We start from the raw sequence: 14,761 nt of genomic DNA, 5'->3' as shown, positions 1-14,761 counted from the left end.
CCTTGCTAGAGCGCTGACATTTAGATCGATCTGGGTATAATAACTAAACGTAATGATGTCAGTACTCAACTTTCAGCTATTTATCACCTCTGGCAATGACAAAACCTATCTTACTCTCCACTCCACACATGGGCGATCGCGAACAGCAATTCGTCACCGAAGCCTTTGAAACCAACTGGATCGCCCCAATTGGCCCTCATGTTGATGCCTTCGAGCGAGAGTTCTGCCAAAAAGTAGGTTCCAGTCATGCAACTGCGGTCACTTCGGGTACGGCTGCCCTCCATTTAGCCCTCCAACTAGTCGGTGTCGGTGCTGGCGATGAAGTATTTTGTTCGAGCCTGACTTTTTCCGCTAGTGCCAATCCGATCGTGTATCTCGGTGCCAAGCCAGTCTTTATCGATAGCGACAGAACATCGTGGAACATGGATCCCCAACTGCTCCAAGCTGCCCTAGCACAGCGAGCCGCTGTGGGTAAACTCCCCAAAGCAGTAATTCTCGTCCACTTATACGGTCAAAGTGCCGATATCGACCCGATCCTCACAGCTTGCCAAGAGTATGGCGTAGCGGTCATTGAAGACGCCGCAGAAGCTCTCGGCGCAACTTATAAAGGTCGCTCGCCTGGTACTTTTGGGACGATCGGGATTTTCTCATTTAATGGCAATAAAATCATCACCACTTCCGGCGGCGGGATGTTGGTATCCGAAGATGCCAGCCTGACTTCCAAAGCCAAGTTTTTGGCAACCCAAGCACGCGATCCAGCACCCCATTACCAACATTCGGAAATCGGCTATAATTACCGCCTCAGCAACGTCTTAGCCGGAATCGGACGCGGACAACTGATGGTACTAAACGATCGCGTTGCCGCCCGTCGCCGCAATTGTGAAGTCTATCAGCAAGCACTAGGACATCTACCCGGGATTCAATTTATGCCAGAAGCACCGTGGGGGAGTGCGACTCGCTGGTTGACTTGTCTGACGATCGATCCTACCGCTTTTGGTGTCGATCGCGAACATGTCCGCCTAGCTTTGGCTGAAGCCCAAATCGAAGCCCGTCCCGTCTGGAAACCACTCCACCTCCAACCGATTTTCGCCCAGTACGATCGCTTCGGGGGTGAAGTTGCCGAAGACCTATTCGATCGCGGACTGTGCCTACCTTCTGGCTCCAATCTATCCGATGAAGATCTCGCCTGCGTAATTGATGAGTTTGTCAAATGTGCGCGGGGGTAGAGGGGAGATGGGAGATGGGAGATGGGAGATGGAAGATGGGAGATGGGAGATGGGAGAGGGTAATTACTTCGCCTAAATTCTAGTCTAATAACTCCCAACTAAAATCTTGGATACAGTGAATGCCGCTTTACGCCTCACACAGATCGAACCATACGCAGGAGAGTTTGAGAAGGCGGCGACCGAAATCACGCGGAGGTTCCCTCCGCATGTGTTTCGGTCAAGACGCGTTCCGCCTGTCTTGTCTCGCTAAACCCTCGGGGAACCCGAGGAGCGCGAGCCGCTTTCAACGGGGGGTCTGGGGGTCGGAGCGATGCGCGATCGTTGGGTTCCCCAACGGTTTAGCGCATCAAGACAACCCCCAGATCCGGGTTCTGTCTCCGCTAGGAAAATCGCAACTTACAGATTCCTACAGTTTGCCGATTCGCTTACTACCAGAATCTGAAGGTGGAGTAGAGTTAGGTTGTGTTGAAGAATGAAACCCAACACACTCACTCATCGTGTTTACGCGCTAAAAAGATATGCAACAGACAACCGATCGAGATAATGCTACCAGTTTAGTAGATCGCATTGTCGCCAGAGCAATTGGCGATCGCGCCTCGCATTTGTATTTTGAACCACAAGCACGATCGCTCCAGATTAGAATTCGCCAAAACGGCTCCCTCCAAACCGCCATCCAAAACCTGCCTCAAGACCTAGTTCAGCCGACGACCGAATATCTCAAAGAACTCGCTTACCTCGATAACACCTCCGCTCCCCAGACAGGCACGATCGCCAAATCTGGTAAATTCGGTCTGAAACTCGAAATTACCACCCTCCCAACGCAATTTGGCCAGCAAATTACGCTCAAAATTGTCTACGATCGACAGTCCCCACCCGCACTAGAGCAACTTATCCTCGATCGCGAATCATTCGCCCAGATCGATCGACTCATCCACAGTACCTGCGGCTTAGTCCTGTTTGTCGGCGAACGCGCTAGCGGCAAATCAACCACTCTCTATGCCAGTTTAGCCGCCATCCAGCGACCGGATCTGAGTATCTTCGAGATCGATCGACAGCCGAAATATACCGTTCCCAGCATCAACCACATTAGCATCCCCAGCAACTTGGACGATCGCGCCTACGCTCAGACGATCGACACCTGTGTGAGCCAACAGCCAGATATCCTCGCTGTTGGCTCGATCGATAGTTTGCCCACTGCTCGCGCCGCTCTTCAAGCCGTAGCGCGAGGCTGCCTAGTCTTTGCCACCGTCCCCGCCACTACTGCTGGCAAAGCAATCGCCCAACTCATCGCCTTGGGTATCCCCCCAGCCCAACTCTACACCGCCACGATCGGCATTATTGCCCACAAGCAGCTCCAGCAGCTATGTCCCGATTGTCGGCTCCCGGATCGGCCCAGCGGCGACTTAGCACACCTCGGCAGTACGCTCTTGAGTTTGCACGAGCAGCCCTACTATCGCGCCCAAACTCTGAGTCCCCGCGAGATCGAAAGTAGCAAACGGACAGGCGAACTGTGCGTCCACTGTCAGGGAATTGGTTATCGCGGCACGATTGGTATTCAGGAAGTGCTAATCGTCACAGATCGACTCAAATCGACAATCTTACAGGGTGATGCCGAAGCGATCGATTTCGCCGCGCAGGAGACTGGAATGCGATCGTTTATGGATCTGGCTGTCAGCCTATTTCGCGCAGGTAAAACGACATCCGCCCAACTGAAGCGATGTATCGACCCCAGAATTTTATTGCAAAATCAACTAAATACCATCAACCCTAGCTCGGGCGAGCTGGTAGCCAACGATATGGCAAGTTTAGAGGCGGCTTTGTACTGGAAACAACAAGCGATCGCCGCCAAATCTGAGTACGAACAGCTTTTAGCAGAATTAGAAAGCTATCAACAAGAATCTGACGAATTCGAGCAGCGCATCAAACAGAGTCGATCGCAGGTAGAACAAGGTACGCGGGTAGAAATTGCCCTGCAATTACTATCAGTAGTTGATGTGATCGAACTCGCCCGTACCTCGATTAAACCGCAAACCGATCGCGAATCAGCCATTCAAAAAGGCTACTCGATGTTGGAGACTAAAATGCTCGCCAGCATCAAAGAAATCGGCGTTCGGATCGTCGAAACTACAGGTTATCAATTTGACGCTCGCCGTCATGAAATCGTCCGGGAAGTAAGTACGTCCGAATCCGCCCCCGGCACAATCATCGCCGAGGTAAAACGCGGCTATACATTCGGCGATCGCGTTTTACGTTTAGCACAAGTCAAGGTAGCCGTTGCCCCTAAATAGCGGCGACATCACGCGGCGCTACCGCTAAATATATGCACGAAAAACTCGATTTGTCAATGATAAATGCCTAAACTTTTATTAACCAATCCATTGGTGGTAATGAGATATCTAGTTTAAATTAGACAAACTTAGATCTATTTTTTAATATTTAATTTTATGACTACTGGTGACTTATCTAGTCCAGAAACGGGGCAAGATTGGAACTATAGCAAAGCCCTGCCCAAATTGAATTTACTGACAACCATCCGGTTGGGATTGTTTCAAATGGGCTTGGGGATGATGTCAGTGATGGTATTTGGCGTCCTCAATCGGGTACTAATCAAGGAATTAGCCGTACCGAGTACGATCGCCACGGTGATTCTCGCCCTCACTCTCTTCGTTGCGCCAGCCCGAATTATCTTCGGACAACTTTCTGATACCAAGCCCCTATTTGGCTACCATCGGACTGGCTACATCTGGCTGGGTGCGGCAGGACTGGCTATTAATGCGATCGTGGCAGTGCAAATAATGTGGCAACTCGGCGCGAGTCTCAAATTAGCGGGTTGGACGTTGGCGACTTACGGCTGGGCGGGATTACTAGGGGCAGTTTTTGCCCTATATGGTTTGTCAGTGAGCATGTGCTCGACACCATTTGCGACATTACTAGTAGACATCACCGATGAGGAAGATCGATCGAGAGTAGTAGCCGTAGATTGGTCGATGTTGATCGGCGGAACGATTGTCGGTGCGATTACGATCGGCGTATTATTAAGATCTCTAGAACTTAATGCCACAATCGCCCAAGTTCAAGTCCAAATCGATCGCTTATTTCTGATTATTCCGGCGATCGTTTTAGGCTTAACTTTAATCGCTACTTGGGGCGTCGAGCGCAAATATTCGCGGTTTATCAATCGCGTCACCACGCCGCATCAAGGCTCGCATTTATCCCTGGGGCGTGCTTTAGCCATTCTCACCGCCAGTCGCCAAACTCAGGTATTTTTTACCTTTCTCGTCGTCATGACACTCGGATTATTCATTCAAGATCCGATTCTCGAAACCTATGGCGGCGAAGTATTCGATCTGCCTGTCGGCAAAACTGCCAGCCTTAACGCTTATTGGGGTGGCGGTACCTTATTGGGTTTAAGTGCGGCGGGATTCTGGTTCATCCCCAAGCTCGGCAAACAAAAGACCGCCCGCTTGGGTTGTATGCTAGTGGCAGCATCGATGCTCTTGCTCATCGCTTCCGGTTTTACGCACAATCCTAAATTTCTCCAATTGGCGCTGTTAATATTTGGAATGTGTTCGGGATTGGTGACAACTGGCGCAATTACCCTGATGTTAGATCTGACAGTACCAGAAACAGCCGGGACATTTATCGGCGCATGGGGGTTATCTCAAGCCTTAGCCAAAGGTTTAGCGACGGTGTTTGGCGGTATCGCTCTAGATCTGGGCAAGTCAATCGCACCAGATGTTGTCTTCGCCTACGGATTGGTATTTAGCTTACAAGCCTTGGCGATGATTATTGCCGTGAAATTACTCGATCGGGTGAATGTCCGCGAGTTTCAAACTACTGCTAAAGATACCATTAAAGCCACGATCGCCGCAGATCTAGATTAATCGGCTGTCAACTCGATCGACAATAGCTTCAAACCGATTAAAATAAAGAATATGCACCCATCATTCTAGTCAATGATTATGCTCCCAGCAACAGAGATCGTCGGTACATGGGAGGAAATTCTCCAGCACAGCAATACACTTGTGGGTAAACGGGTCAAGTTAACTTTACTTGATGACAATTCTTTGGTGCCTAATCTACCCATGTTAGATCGAGCATCATTGCTAAAATTACCACGAGTGGAACGCGATCGAATTTTAGCCGCACGTGCTGAAGCGATGGCACCAGAATACGAGCTAGATCCAGATTGGAGGGAGTTTTTAGGCGGTGACTTCATTGAGTATTGACGTTTTACCGCTCAGATCGGATATCTGGTTAGTTAACTTAAATCCAACGATTGGATCGGAGATTCGCAAAACTCGTCCGGTAGTGGTAATTAGTGTTGATTCGACCACCCTGGGGGTGCGCTTGCGCGTTCGGCAAATTACCACTTAAACTAATTGCCCCTCTGACTGATTGGAAGCAGCATTTTGAACTCAATCCTTGGCAAGTTCGAGTAGAGCCAGATGCAAATAATGGGTTGACAAAAACTTCTGCCGTAGATGTCCTGCAATTACGGGGAGTGGACTTACAGCGATTTGTTCGCAAGTTAGGCATTTTACCTTCTGAAATCATGAGAGAAATCAATTTAGCGATCGCTTTAGTTGTAGATTTTGATTGACGATCGAATTTCAAGGATCTAGAGGATCGACCAAATCACTGACATTGCAAATCGATCGACTAAGGCAAAGGACGTTGACGAATTCGATCCCGTTCGACGATCGTAAACCATCCCTCAATCTGCAATTTCTCAATCTGAAACAGATTCAATAATATTGCTGCTGGTTCTTCTAGTGTATGCGGATGCAGATAGTACAGGTGTGTAATAGACATCTTCTTTGATACACTCTGCGGCAAAGGCGAATACGGCTTGGATCGATCGAGTATTCAGTGTTGGGTAGTTTTCTAAAACCTGTTGTGCTGTCCACCCTTCTGAAAATAGTCCGAGAATGAATTCAACGGATAGTCGCGTCCCTTTGATTACTGGCTTTCCAAGCAGAATTTTGGGATCTGAATGAATATATGTTTTCCAGTCCATGATTTTGTTTATCTCTATGGCTTTCGTCTATTATCCTCGATTTGCTTGGGTTGTTGCTATGAGATCGAGTCTCAAGGATCTAGAGACTCGATCGAATTACTGACTTTACAAATTGAGAGAGAAAATACCTGAATCAATTACTGTATTTGGTTTTGAATTATTGGACATTATCCATTTTCAATCGAATCTCAGTTTCAATTATCCGGCATTAGTGACAGTAGCTGGTCGCTCTCGAAGCTGAGTCCCTACGTTTAATTTCTTCCTGTAAGTCAGAGAGTATATCTCCGATTGGATGAATTGCTTTTAAAATGACCTGCCCTCTATTTTTACCAGTGAGTTTGATAATTGTTTCTTGCAGAGACTCATCCGAACAAATCCAGTACAATTGTTCACCACAGAAAATCAAGAACTTTCCAGAGAGTGCTGTGTCAAATCCATATTCTCGAATATAGTTGACAACCTTTCTAATCTCCTGCATGGACAATTGCGTTCTGAGTGCAGCGATAACTCTTAGCTCAAGAACTTGATTAAGACTGTAGAGAACGACTGGATGGCTCTCGCTACCGAGCTTTGTTGGTTCAACAACACCAGACTTATCTAATCGGCTTAACTGTCCTGAACTCAGACATGTCAGCTTCAAAACCTCCTGCCGTGAAAATACGTTTTCCATAATCAACTTAGCTCCCTATGCGAAAGCAGGCAATGGCAGTTGCCATAAGTAGCCTTACTTCTATGTCTTGATTGTACCCGAAGCAGCAACACTATATTGCTATCTCCACAATTTTTGTTAAAACACACAAAGAAAAATTAATCGGCACTTTGTCTCGCAATTTACTAAAACCGAAATATGTCAGTTATAATGAAAGCGTCGCAAGTTACAGCTTCCGACGCTTTCCATAAATACAGGTTGGGGGTTCAATATTAAATTGAAGCCTACCCCCTAGCCTTCTTCTACAATTTAGGCTTCTAAATGAGCAAAATGAAACTCGTTACATACGACCTTAACACACCAGGGCAAGACTACCGAGTTATCCATGAGGCTATCAAATCTCTGGGTGAGTGGTGTAAGCCTATGGAATCTACGTGGTTAATCAATACTAATTTGAGTGCAAACCAGATTAGTGAACGCTTACGTCAGTGTCTGGATCAAAATGATCGTCTATTAATTGTAGAGATCGATCCTTCTACTGCTAACGGATGGTTATCAAAAGATGTTTGGGAGTGGATTCAAACTCGGGCAAAGCTCTACAGGTAGAAAGTTGTGGCGAATGATTAACACTCAGTGATTAAACACTGAGTGTTAATCATCGTTGGGTGAGAAAGGATATCGCTCGTAGAAAAGCGATCTCCTTTCTTATATTCCACAAATTGAAATAGCTTCCTAGTAGAATACACTGGGTTGTTATTGCTGAAGCCAAAAATGGCACAATAGAGGGATAGCTTATACTTGCCTCTCTATATTAAAGTCCTATGTCTGCTCTCAAACTCAGTGGTGCCGAGATCCGTCAAGCCTTCCTCGATTTTTATAGCCAGCGGGGGCATCAGCCGTTGCCGAGCGGTTCCTTGGTACCGGAAGATCCGACGGTGTTATTGACGATCGCGGGGATGTTACCATTTAAGCCGATCTTCTTGGGTCAACGTCAGCCCGATTTTCCCCGTGCGACGACTTCTCAGAAATGTATCCGTACCAATGATATCGAGAACGTCGGACGGACGGCGCGGCATCATACATTTTTTGAGATGTTGGGCAATTTTAGCTTTGGGGACTATTTTAAGGAACAAGCGATCGAATGGGGTTGGGAAATCTCGACGCAGGTGTTTAAGCTGCCCCCTGAGCGGTTGGTTGTCAGCGTGTTTGAAGATGATGACGAAGCTTTTGCGATCTGGCGGGACAAGATTGGCGTGAATCCCCTGCGAATTAAGCGGTTGGGTGCTGATGATAATTTTTGGGTGTCGGGGCCGACAGGGCCTTGTGGGCCATGCTCTGAGCTTTATTATGATTTCCATCCCGAACTGGGGAATGACCATATCGACTTGGAAGATGACAGCAGATTTATTGAGTTTTATAATCTGGTGTTCATGCAGTACAACCGCGATGTCGATGGCAATCTCACGCCGTTAGCGAACCAGAACATCGATACAGGGATGGGTTTGGAGCGGATGGCACAAATCCTCCAGGATGTGCCGAATAATTATGAGACGGATTTGATTTTTCCGATCGTTCAAACTGCGGCAGATATCGCGGGGATTGACTACGCTTCTAGTGATGAGTCAACTAAAACCTCGCTCAAAGTCATCGGCGATCACGTTCGAGCTGTCGTTCACATGATTGCGGATACTATCCGCGCGTCAAATACCGGACGCGGTTATATCCTCCGCCGCCTGATTCGGCGGGTGGTGCGACACGGGAGATTAATCGGCATCGAGGGTGAATTTATAACTAAGGTAGCCGAAACCGCGATCGAGATGTCTGAATCTGCATATCCTAATGTGCGGGAGAAATCCGATAAAATCTTTGCCGAACTCCAACGGGAAGAAATCCAGTTTTTAAAAACACTCGCGCTCGGCGAGAAGCTACTGGCGGAAGTAATCGATCGATTGAAACGATCGGGCGATACGATAATTGCTGGGGATGATGCGTTCAAACTTTATGATACTTATGGCTTCCCCTTAGAGTTGACTCAAGAGATTGCCGAAGAACAAGGTTTGACGGTAGATGCAGTGGGTTACGATCGAGCAATGCAGGTACAGATCGAAACTGGTCGCAGCGGTCGTGAGACAATCGATCTGACAGTGCAAGGCACGCTCGATAGTTTTGCCGAACACCTTCAGGCGACGGAATTTATCGGTTATAAATCGATAAATAGTCAAGCGGAAGTAGTCGCATTATTAGTCGATGGTGCCGCCGATACTGAAGCAGATGCGGGTACGAATGTCCAAATTATCCTCGATAAAAGTCCCTTCTACGCCGAATCTGGCGGACAAATCGGCGATCGCGGTTACTTATCCGGCGATAATTTATTAGTCCGCATCGATGATGTCAAAAAAGAGTCGGCATTCTTCGTTCACTTTGGATCGATCGAGCGTGGAAACTTGCGAGTCGGCGATACAGTTACCGCCCAAATTGACACCGCATGTCGTCGTCGCGCTCAAGCAAATCATACGGCAACTCATCTATTACAAGCAGCCTTAAAACTCCTGATAGATCCAGAGATTTCTCAAGCAGGTTCGTTAGTTTCATTCGACAGGTTGCGGTTCGATTTTAATTGTCCCCGCGCTCTCACACCTGCGGAAGTTCAACAGGTAGAAGAGTTAGTAAATACCTGGATTACTGAAGCACATTCAGCCGAAATTGAGGTAATGCCGATCGCGCAAGCTAGAGCTAAAGGCGCAGTAGCCATGTTTGGTGAAAAATATGGCGATGAAGTCCGCGTCATCGATTTTCCTGGCGTATCGATGGAATTATGCGGTGGTATTCATGTGAATAATACCGCCGAAATTGGGGCGTTCAAAATTATCAGCGAAGCTGGAGTTGCTGCTGGTGTCCGGCGGATCGAAGCTGTGGCGGGTAATGCAATTTTAGACTATCTCAATGTCCGCGATAAAGTAGTCAAAGAATTGAGCGATCGGTTTAAAGCTAAACCCGAAGAAATTCTCGATCGCATCTCGACAATGCAAACCGAACTCAAAGCCAATCAGAAGCAATTAGAGACAGTGAAGGGCGAACTGGCGGTCGCTAAATCCGAACAATTACTATCTCAAGCCCAAACTATTGGCGAGTTTAAAATCATTATCGCCGAACTGGGTGATGTTGATGCTAGTGCGCTCCAAACTGCGGCAGAACGGTTATTAAATAAACTGGGAGAAGGCGCGATCGTCCTGGCTTCAATCCCCGAACCAGATAAGGTTAGTTTGGTGGCGGCTTTTAGTAAAGGGGTAAATGGGAAGGGTTTACAGGCTGGGAAGTTCATCGGTGCGATCGCGAAGATCTGCGGCGGTGGCGGCGGTGGGCGACCGAATTTGGCTCAGGCTGGGGGACGGGATGCCAGTAAGGTGAAGGAGGCTTTGGGGGTGGCTAAGGCGGAATTGGAGGCGGGTTTGGGTTGATGGTGGGGTGGCGTGCGGTTGAAACCGCCGTTTGTGATGCAAAACCCGCCTACGCGGGTTGGGGATTTTAGTCCGCGAAGGCGGACTTTGCAGCATGAGCGACGATTTCAATCGTGCGGTATTCGATCGTGCTATTAGTATTAAAAATTTATTAGAGATGATGAGGTAAAACAGATTGACTCTAATCAAAGATACTGACCATTTACAAATTAATAACTGTAAAATTTTCCAATGTACTCAAACATGGAATCAATTAGAGCCGACCGAAAATAGTAAGGCTCGATTTTGCCAAGAATGTGAGAAATTTGTTTATCTTTGTCAAAATGTGGAAGAACTGCATTTTCACGCAAATAGACTCAATTGCGTTACTTTCTCAGAAAAGTTAGATGATTATTGGTGGGATGAATTATCATGGGGCACTCCAAAAGGTGAGGGAGGTGAAAGAGAATGGATGTGGATGGGTCATTTTTTACCTCCAGATTATACTGGGCCGACAATGACTTTATATCTCAATCCAACCTACAATCTAGATTGTACTCAAATTGACTTTTTGTCGCGTGCATTCGATCTAGATATTGCAAATTACAGATTAAGAGAGATACTTTGCGACGGACAGACACATGTTCTTAAGCAAAATGTTCATCCAGGCATGGCGGAATCTTTGGGTGAAAAACTCAAAAATCATCAAATAGAATATCAATTATCGATCGATCCTGAGTAAAGATCGATATTAGTTAGCGATCGAAATCCCCACTCACAATCCAAAACCCGCCCACGCACGTTAAGCAATCCCAGTCCGCGAAGGCGGACTTCGCATCACAAGCGACGATTTCAATCGTGCGGTATTCAATCGTGCCCCCTCATCGCACCATCTAAATCGGCTCCCAATCAGAAATCAAAGACTTTTGACGATGATGTTCCTCCTGCCCATCGATATACTCACACAAATCATCCACCCCATTCTTACTCACCGTCAAAGCACCATAACTACCCTGCCATTTGAATAAGAAATCTGGTCGAATCTCATGGTTTATGAAATGCGAAGAACTCCCCTTCACCTGTTTGACAAAATCCGCAAGTGAAATAGTTGGATTTAAAGTTGCCAGCAAATGAACGTGGTCGCTAACCCCGCCAATTCTAATTACTTCGCATTTCAAAGATTTGCATTCTTCTCGAATTACCTTGTACGCGGCATCTCGAACCTCTGGAATTAACATCGGTTGTCTATCCCAAGTTGACCAGATATGGTGAATATAGATGCGGGTGAAATTTGAGGGCATTTTGACGATCGATCTCAAAATTGATAACCTTAATATGCCCGAATTGAGTGGGGGATCGATCGTCCTAGATTAGGCAGCGGTTGAAACCGCCGCTGGTGATGCAAAACCCGCCTACGCGGGTTTAAGGAATCTCAGTCCGCGTAGGCGGACTTTGCAACATGAGCGACGATTTCAATCGTGCGGTATTCCATCGATCGAAGCCCGATCTAATTTGAAGATCGAGTTAGACCCTCTTCAATCCAAATTAGTCGCGATCGTTACTCCAAATGAAGTCAGCAGGTGATGATTGTTTTGGGTCTAAATCGTGGCTGAGTAATACGGTTTTTTGGGTAAAATTTGCATTACCCATCCGCCGCTTGACGCGATCGGGAATACCATAGCCATAGATAATGTGCGAGCTACCAGCAATTGTGATTATCTGACGATCGGGATTTTGTTTGGCAAAATTAGCCACCCGTTCCGCCATCGTTTCATCCCATAATAATTGAGCGGTATAAAACCTGTCAAAACTTTTACTCGCGATCGAGACGATGCCAGCATGTTGTTGATAACTAGCCAAAATCATCTGTTGATAAGTGAGATTGCTACGATCGATATCGGTAATTGGCGGGATATATTGGCGTTCGGTAGCAGTTAAGCTTTCTAAGCCTTCTTTGCCAGTTTTGCGGGTAATTTCGGTAGGTGTATTGAGGGCGATAACTGGCAGTTTGTTAGCTTTAGCAAATTCGAGAATCTGTAAGTAAGACTCCCATTTAAATCCCCACCGTTTGTCAAATTCCGATCGCTGGCGTAATTGAGCCGCAGTAATTTTTCCAGCTAAATAGAGATCGAGTAATGGCTGCGCGGGACGTTGAAACATTTCCATGCCGATCGCTTGGCGTGGGTTATGCTGGAAGAGAGTCTGAATAATTGCGAGCTGTTTATCGCGATCGGACTCGCGATCGTGAGTTTCGCCTAGATATACCACCCGCGCAGTTTTTAGCTGCTCGATGATGTCAACTTGTTGGGGCGTAAATCTGACATCGCTATATGTCGCGATCGATCCGGCATTGGCAATCGGGAGCGATACGATCGTATTGCTAACGACAACTACAATTAACCCCCAAACAAGTGCGGCAATCCGGCGTATATTCATCTCAACAGTGCATACTAATATCTAGTTAAGATAACGCACAATCTCTGTAACCGCATCGCTCGATAGCAGATTATAACTATGACAGAATCTACGGATATTCGTCCGCCCAGTTCTTCCGATAGCGCGATCGAAAAGTTGAGTTATCAAGCCATGTCAGCCAATTGGTTTGAGTATCCGATCGTCGTGTATCCCCATCATACCGACTATGGCGGCATCGTCTGGCACGGAACATACTTGATTTGGATGGAAGAGGCGCGGGTAGCCTGTCTCAAATCGATCGGGATTGATTTTGCCGATTTGGTGGCGATGGGGTGCGATTTGCCCGTAGTAGATGTGTCGGTGCGCTATCACCACGCTCTAAAAATGGGCGATACGGCGATCGTCAATACGCGGACTGTCGATATGGAAGGCGTGCGGATTGTCTGGGAGTACGAAATTCAGTCAGTAGATCGACAGGTTATCTATCTCTCAGGGATGGTGACGCTAGTAGCTGTCGATCGGGAAAAGGGTAAAATTATGCGTCAATTACCCGCGACAGTTAGGGAAGCACTGGTGAAAATGCGCGAATAGCCGTACCCGTTATCTGTTACCGAAAATAATACCGCATTTTTTTCATAAGACTGCGCTACTACCGAGATATTGCCATCCTGGGGAGTGTGCCCGATCGCATTACCGACCAAATTGACGATAACACGTCGCAACTTATCCGCATCGGCCAGACATCTCAAATCCACATCTGTATGCCAAGTCAAGGATATCTGCGATCGATCGGCAAGTGGTCGCATTTGCTCGCAAGCATCGGCGATAATCCGATCGGGATCGGTGTCGATCTTATTTAAGGCGGGCGGGTATCGATCGCACAAAAAGCGCCCAGAGTATAACCTCGGCAATCGCGATCGACCAAGGATACCAGCGATATGGGGGTCTTCAGGATCGAGCTAGCAAGCCTGGTGAAGCGATCGAATATCGCCTCTACCGGGCTATCTAACAGCGCGGTAGCATCTAATTCGGCTAATCGATCGAGTTGAATTTGGCTGGCAGTTCTCTGTTCGTCGGTAGCCATCAATGCTTACTCCAGATATTTGCTGGTATCTTCAGAACAGGTTCATGCTCGGACGATCTGTGAATGTCATCACTATCTTAACTAGATTATATCTACGACTCGTACCCGCTCGATCGCCAAGATGACGATCTCAACTAACCCCCACCATCGCTGTTAACAAGATCGATCTTGAGTAATGCCACTTTTGGTAATACGATCTACCAAGCAGCTCCTAAACTACTCACTGTATATATGACTACATTCACCCCGATCGAACATCTCAATTTACCTAATTCGCCCCTGTTTGGTACCGATGGTATTCGTGGTAGAGTCGGTGATGTCCTCACCGCTAACTTGGCGCTCCAGGTGGGTTACTGGGCGGGAATGGTCTTACGTCAGGCGGCGATCGATACGGATCGGGATGTTGGGCCGATCGTCATCGGGCAAGATTCGCGCAATTCTAGTGATATGTTGGCGAGTGCGCTGGCTGCGGGGCTGACTTCGGCGGGGATTGAGGTCTGGAATTTGGGATTGTGCCCCACGCCGGGAGTCGCCCATCTGACGGCGACCAGCGATGCGATCGGCGGCGTGATGATTTCCGCCAGCCACAATCCGCCAGAAGACAACGGAATTAAGTTTTTTGGTACTCACGGCACAAAACTCACTAAGGACTTGCAAGCCGCGATCGAGGCAGGAATTAGAGGACAATCGGGAGTCAATATCGAACCAGAAAACTGGGGTCAGCTCTACTTCACACCGGAATTAATCGCGCAGTATCTAGCGGCGATGCAAGATTCGCTGTTACCAGATGCTAGCTTAGCGGGGATGAAGATCGTCCTCGATCTGGCTGCTGGCGCCGCAGTAAAGGTAGCTCCCGAATGAGTCGAACCACAATTGACATTAATCCGATCGCCATCAGCCTCATCATTGAGACAAATTAATTCGGCGCCC

At 47.6% G+C, this 14,761-nt stretch carries 15 protein-coding genes and 1 pseudogene; 10 read left to right on the top strand and 6 right to left on the bottom strand.

Annotated elements, in window-relative coordinates; all coding sequences use genetic code 11:
• Nucleotides 1-95 precede the first annotated feature (95 nt).
• The 6 genes from RMO52_RS17590 (at nucleotide 96) to RMO52_RS17565 (ending at nucleotide 5,829) form a co-directional block, all read left to right on the top strand.
• Nucleotides 96-1,226 (top strand): aminotransferase class I/II-fold pyridoxal phosphate-dependent enzyme, encoded by a 1,131-nt coding sequence (locus RMO52_RS17590; protein ID WP_310416771.1) that lies wholly within the window; start codon nucleotides 96-98, stop codon nucleotides 1,224-1,226.
• A 518-nt stretch (nucleotides 1,227-1,744) separates the two neighbouring features.
• The gene (grpE, locus tag RMO52_RS17585; RefSeq protein WP_310416768.1) at nucleotides 1,745-3,514 is read left to right on the top strand and encodes a nucleotide exchange factor GrpE; all 1,770 of its coding nucleotides are present in this window, start codon (nucleotides 1,745-1,747) and stop codon (nucleotides 3,512-3,514) included.
• Between the two features lie 156 nt (nucleotides 3,515-3,670).
• The gene (locus RMO52_RS17580; RefSeq protein ID WP_310416765.1) at nucleotides 3,671-5,110 is read left to right on the top strand and encodes a BCD family MFS transporter; all 1,440 of its coding nucleotides are present in this window, start codon (nucleotides 3,671-3,673) and stop codon (nucleotides 5,108-5,110) included.
• Between the two features lie 78 nt (nucleotides 5,111-5,188).
• Complete coding sequence (locus RMO52_RS17575; RefSeq protein WP_309739321.1) at nucleotides 5,189-5,455, top strand: hypothetical protein; 267 nt, start codon at nucleotides 5,189-5,191, stop codon at nucleotides 5,453-5,455.
• The gene (locus tag RMO52_RS17570; protein WP_309739320.1) at nucleotides 5,436-5,603 is read left to right on the top strand and encodes a type II toxin-antitoxin system PemK/MazF family toxin; all 168 of its coding nucleotides are present in this window, start codon (nucleotides 5,436-5,438) and stop codon (nucleotides 5,601-5,603) included. Before RMO52_RS17575 ends, RMO52_RS17570 begins: the two co-directional genes overlap by 20 nt.
• Nucleotides 5,548-5,829, top strand: a complete 282-nt coding sequence (locus RMO52_RS17565; protein ID WP_309739319.1) for a type II toxin-antitoxin system PemK/MazF family toxin — start codon at nucleotides 5,548-5,550, stop codon at nucleotides 5,827-5,829. Before RMO52_RS17570 ends, RMO52_RS17565 begins: the two co-directional genes overlap by 56 nt.
• Before the next feature lie 129 nt (nucleotides 5,830-5,958).
• Here the strand turns inward: RMO52_RS17565 and RMO52_RS17560 are convergent, their stop codons facing one another.
• On the bottom strand, nucleotides 5,959-6,246 hold the full coding sequence (locus RMO52_RS17560; protein WP_309739317.1) for a DUF433 domain-containing protein: 288 nt from the start codon (nucleotides 6,244-6,246) through the stop codon (nucleotides 5,959-5,961).
• A gap of 208 nt (nucleotides 6,247-6,454) precedes the next feature.
• On the bottom strand, nucleotides 6,455-6,916 hold the full coding sequence (locus tag RMO52_RS17555) for a hypothetical protein (protein ID WP_309739316.1): 462 nt from the start codon (nucleotides 6,914-6,916) through the stop codon (nucleotides 6,455-6,457).
• Nucleotides 6,917-7,716: 800 nt separating this feature from the next.
• On the opposite strand from RMO52_RS17555, the gene alaS reads away from it, so the two are divergent.
• Nucleotides 7,717-10,353, top strand: coding sequence for an alanine--tRNA ligase (alaS, locus tag RMO52_RS17550; RefSeq protein WP_310416759.1), 2,637 nt, complete (start codon nucleotides 7,717-7,719; stop codon nucleotides 10,351-10,353).
• Nucleotides 10,354-10,528: 175 nt separating this feature from the next.
• Nucleotides 10,529-11,074: a hypothetical protein gene (locus RMO52_RS17545; RefSeq protein ID WP_310416756.1), complete on the top strand. Its 546-nt coding sequence runs from the start codon at nucleotides 10,529-10,531 to the stop codon at nucleotides 11,072-11,074.
• A gap of 151 nt (nucleotides 11,075-11,225) precedes the next feature.
• On the opposite strand, the gene tnpA is transcribed toward RMO52_RS17545, so the two are convergent.
• Together tnpA and RMO52_RS17535 are read right to left on the bottom strand one after the other, a co-directional pair.
• On the bottom strand, nucleotides 11,226-11,633 hold the full coding sequence (gene tnpA / locus RMO52_RS17540; protein WP_309739309.1) for an IS200/IS605 family transposase: 408 nt from the start codon (nucleotides 11,631-11,633) through the stop codon (nucleotides 11,226-11,228).
• Nucleotides 11,634-11,877: 244 nt separating this feature from the next.
• Nucleotides 11,878-12,768 (bottom strand): ChaN family lipoprotein, encoded by an 891-nt coding sequence (locus tag RMO52_RS17535; protein WP_310416753.1) that lies wholly within the window; start codon nucleotides 12,766-12,768, stop codon nucleotides 11,878-11,880.
• A gap of 78 nt (nucleotides 12,769-12,846) precedes the next feature.
• Between RMO52_RS17535 and RMO52_RS17530 the strand changes: the two genes are divergently transcribed.
• Nucleotides 12,847-13,338 carry a thioesterase family protein gene (locus tag RMO52_RS17530; protein WP_309739305.1) on the top strand — a complete coding sequence of 164 codons (492 nt, stop codon included), beginning with the start codon at nucleotides 12,847-12,849 and terminating at the stop codon, nucleotides 13,336-13,338.
• On the opposite strand, the gene RMO52_RS17525 is transcribed toward RMO52_RS17530, so the two are convergent.
• Both RMO52_RS17525 and RMO52_RS17520 read right to left on the bottom strand, forming a co-directional pair.
• The gene (locus RMO52_RS17525; RefSeq protein ID WP_309739302.1) at nucleotides 13,290-13,631 is read right to left on the bottom strand and encodes a HAMP domain-containing sensor histidine kinase; all 342 of its coding nucleotides are present in this window, start codon (nucleotides 13,629-13,631) and stop codon (nucleotides 13,290-13,292) included. The genes RMO52_RS17530 and RMO52_RS17525 overlap by 49 nt on opposite strands.
• Nucleotides 13,604-13,831 (bottom strand): hypothetical protein, encoded by a 228-nt coding sequence (locus tag RMO52_RS17520; protein ID WP_309739300.1) that lies wholly within the window; start codon nucleotides 13,829-13,831, stop codon nucleotides 13,604-13,606. The genes RMO52_RS17525 and RMO52_RS17520 overlap by 28 nt, the downstream gene beginning before the upstream one ends.
• A 231-nt stretch (nucleotides 13,832-14,062) precedes the next feature.
• Between RMO52_RS17520 and glmM the strand changes: the two are divergent.
• Nucleotides 14,063-14,686 (top strand): annotated as a pseudogene (gene glmM / locus RMO52_RS17515) (phosphoglucosamine mutase); the annotation flags it as partial.
• Nucleotides 14,687-14,761: the final 75 nt, after the last annotated feature.

Origin of the sequence: Chamaesiphon sp. OTE_8_metabat_110 (genome assembly GCF_031382685.1) — a bacterium.
GTDB lineage: Bacteria > Cyanobacteriota > Cyanobacteriia > Cyanobacteriales > Chamaesiphonaceae > Chamaesiphon.
This window is presented reverse-complemented; position numbering and strand designations above follow the sequence as displayed.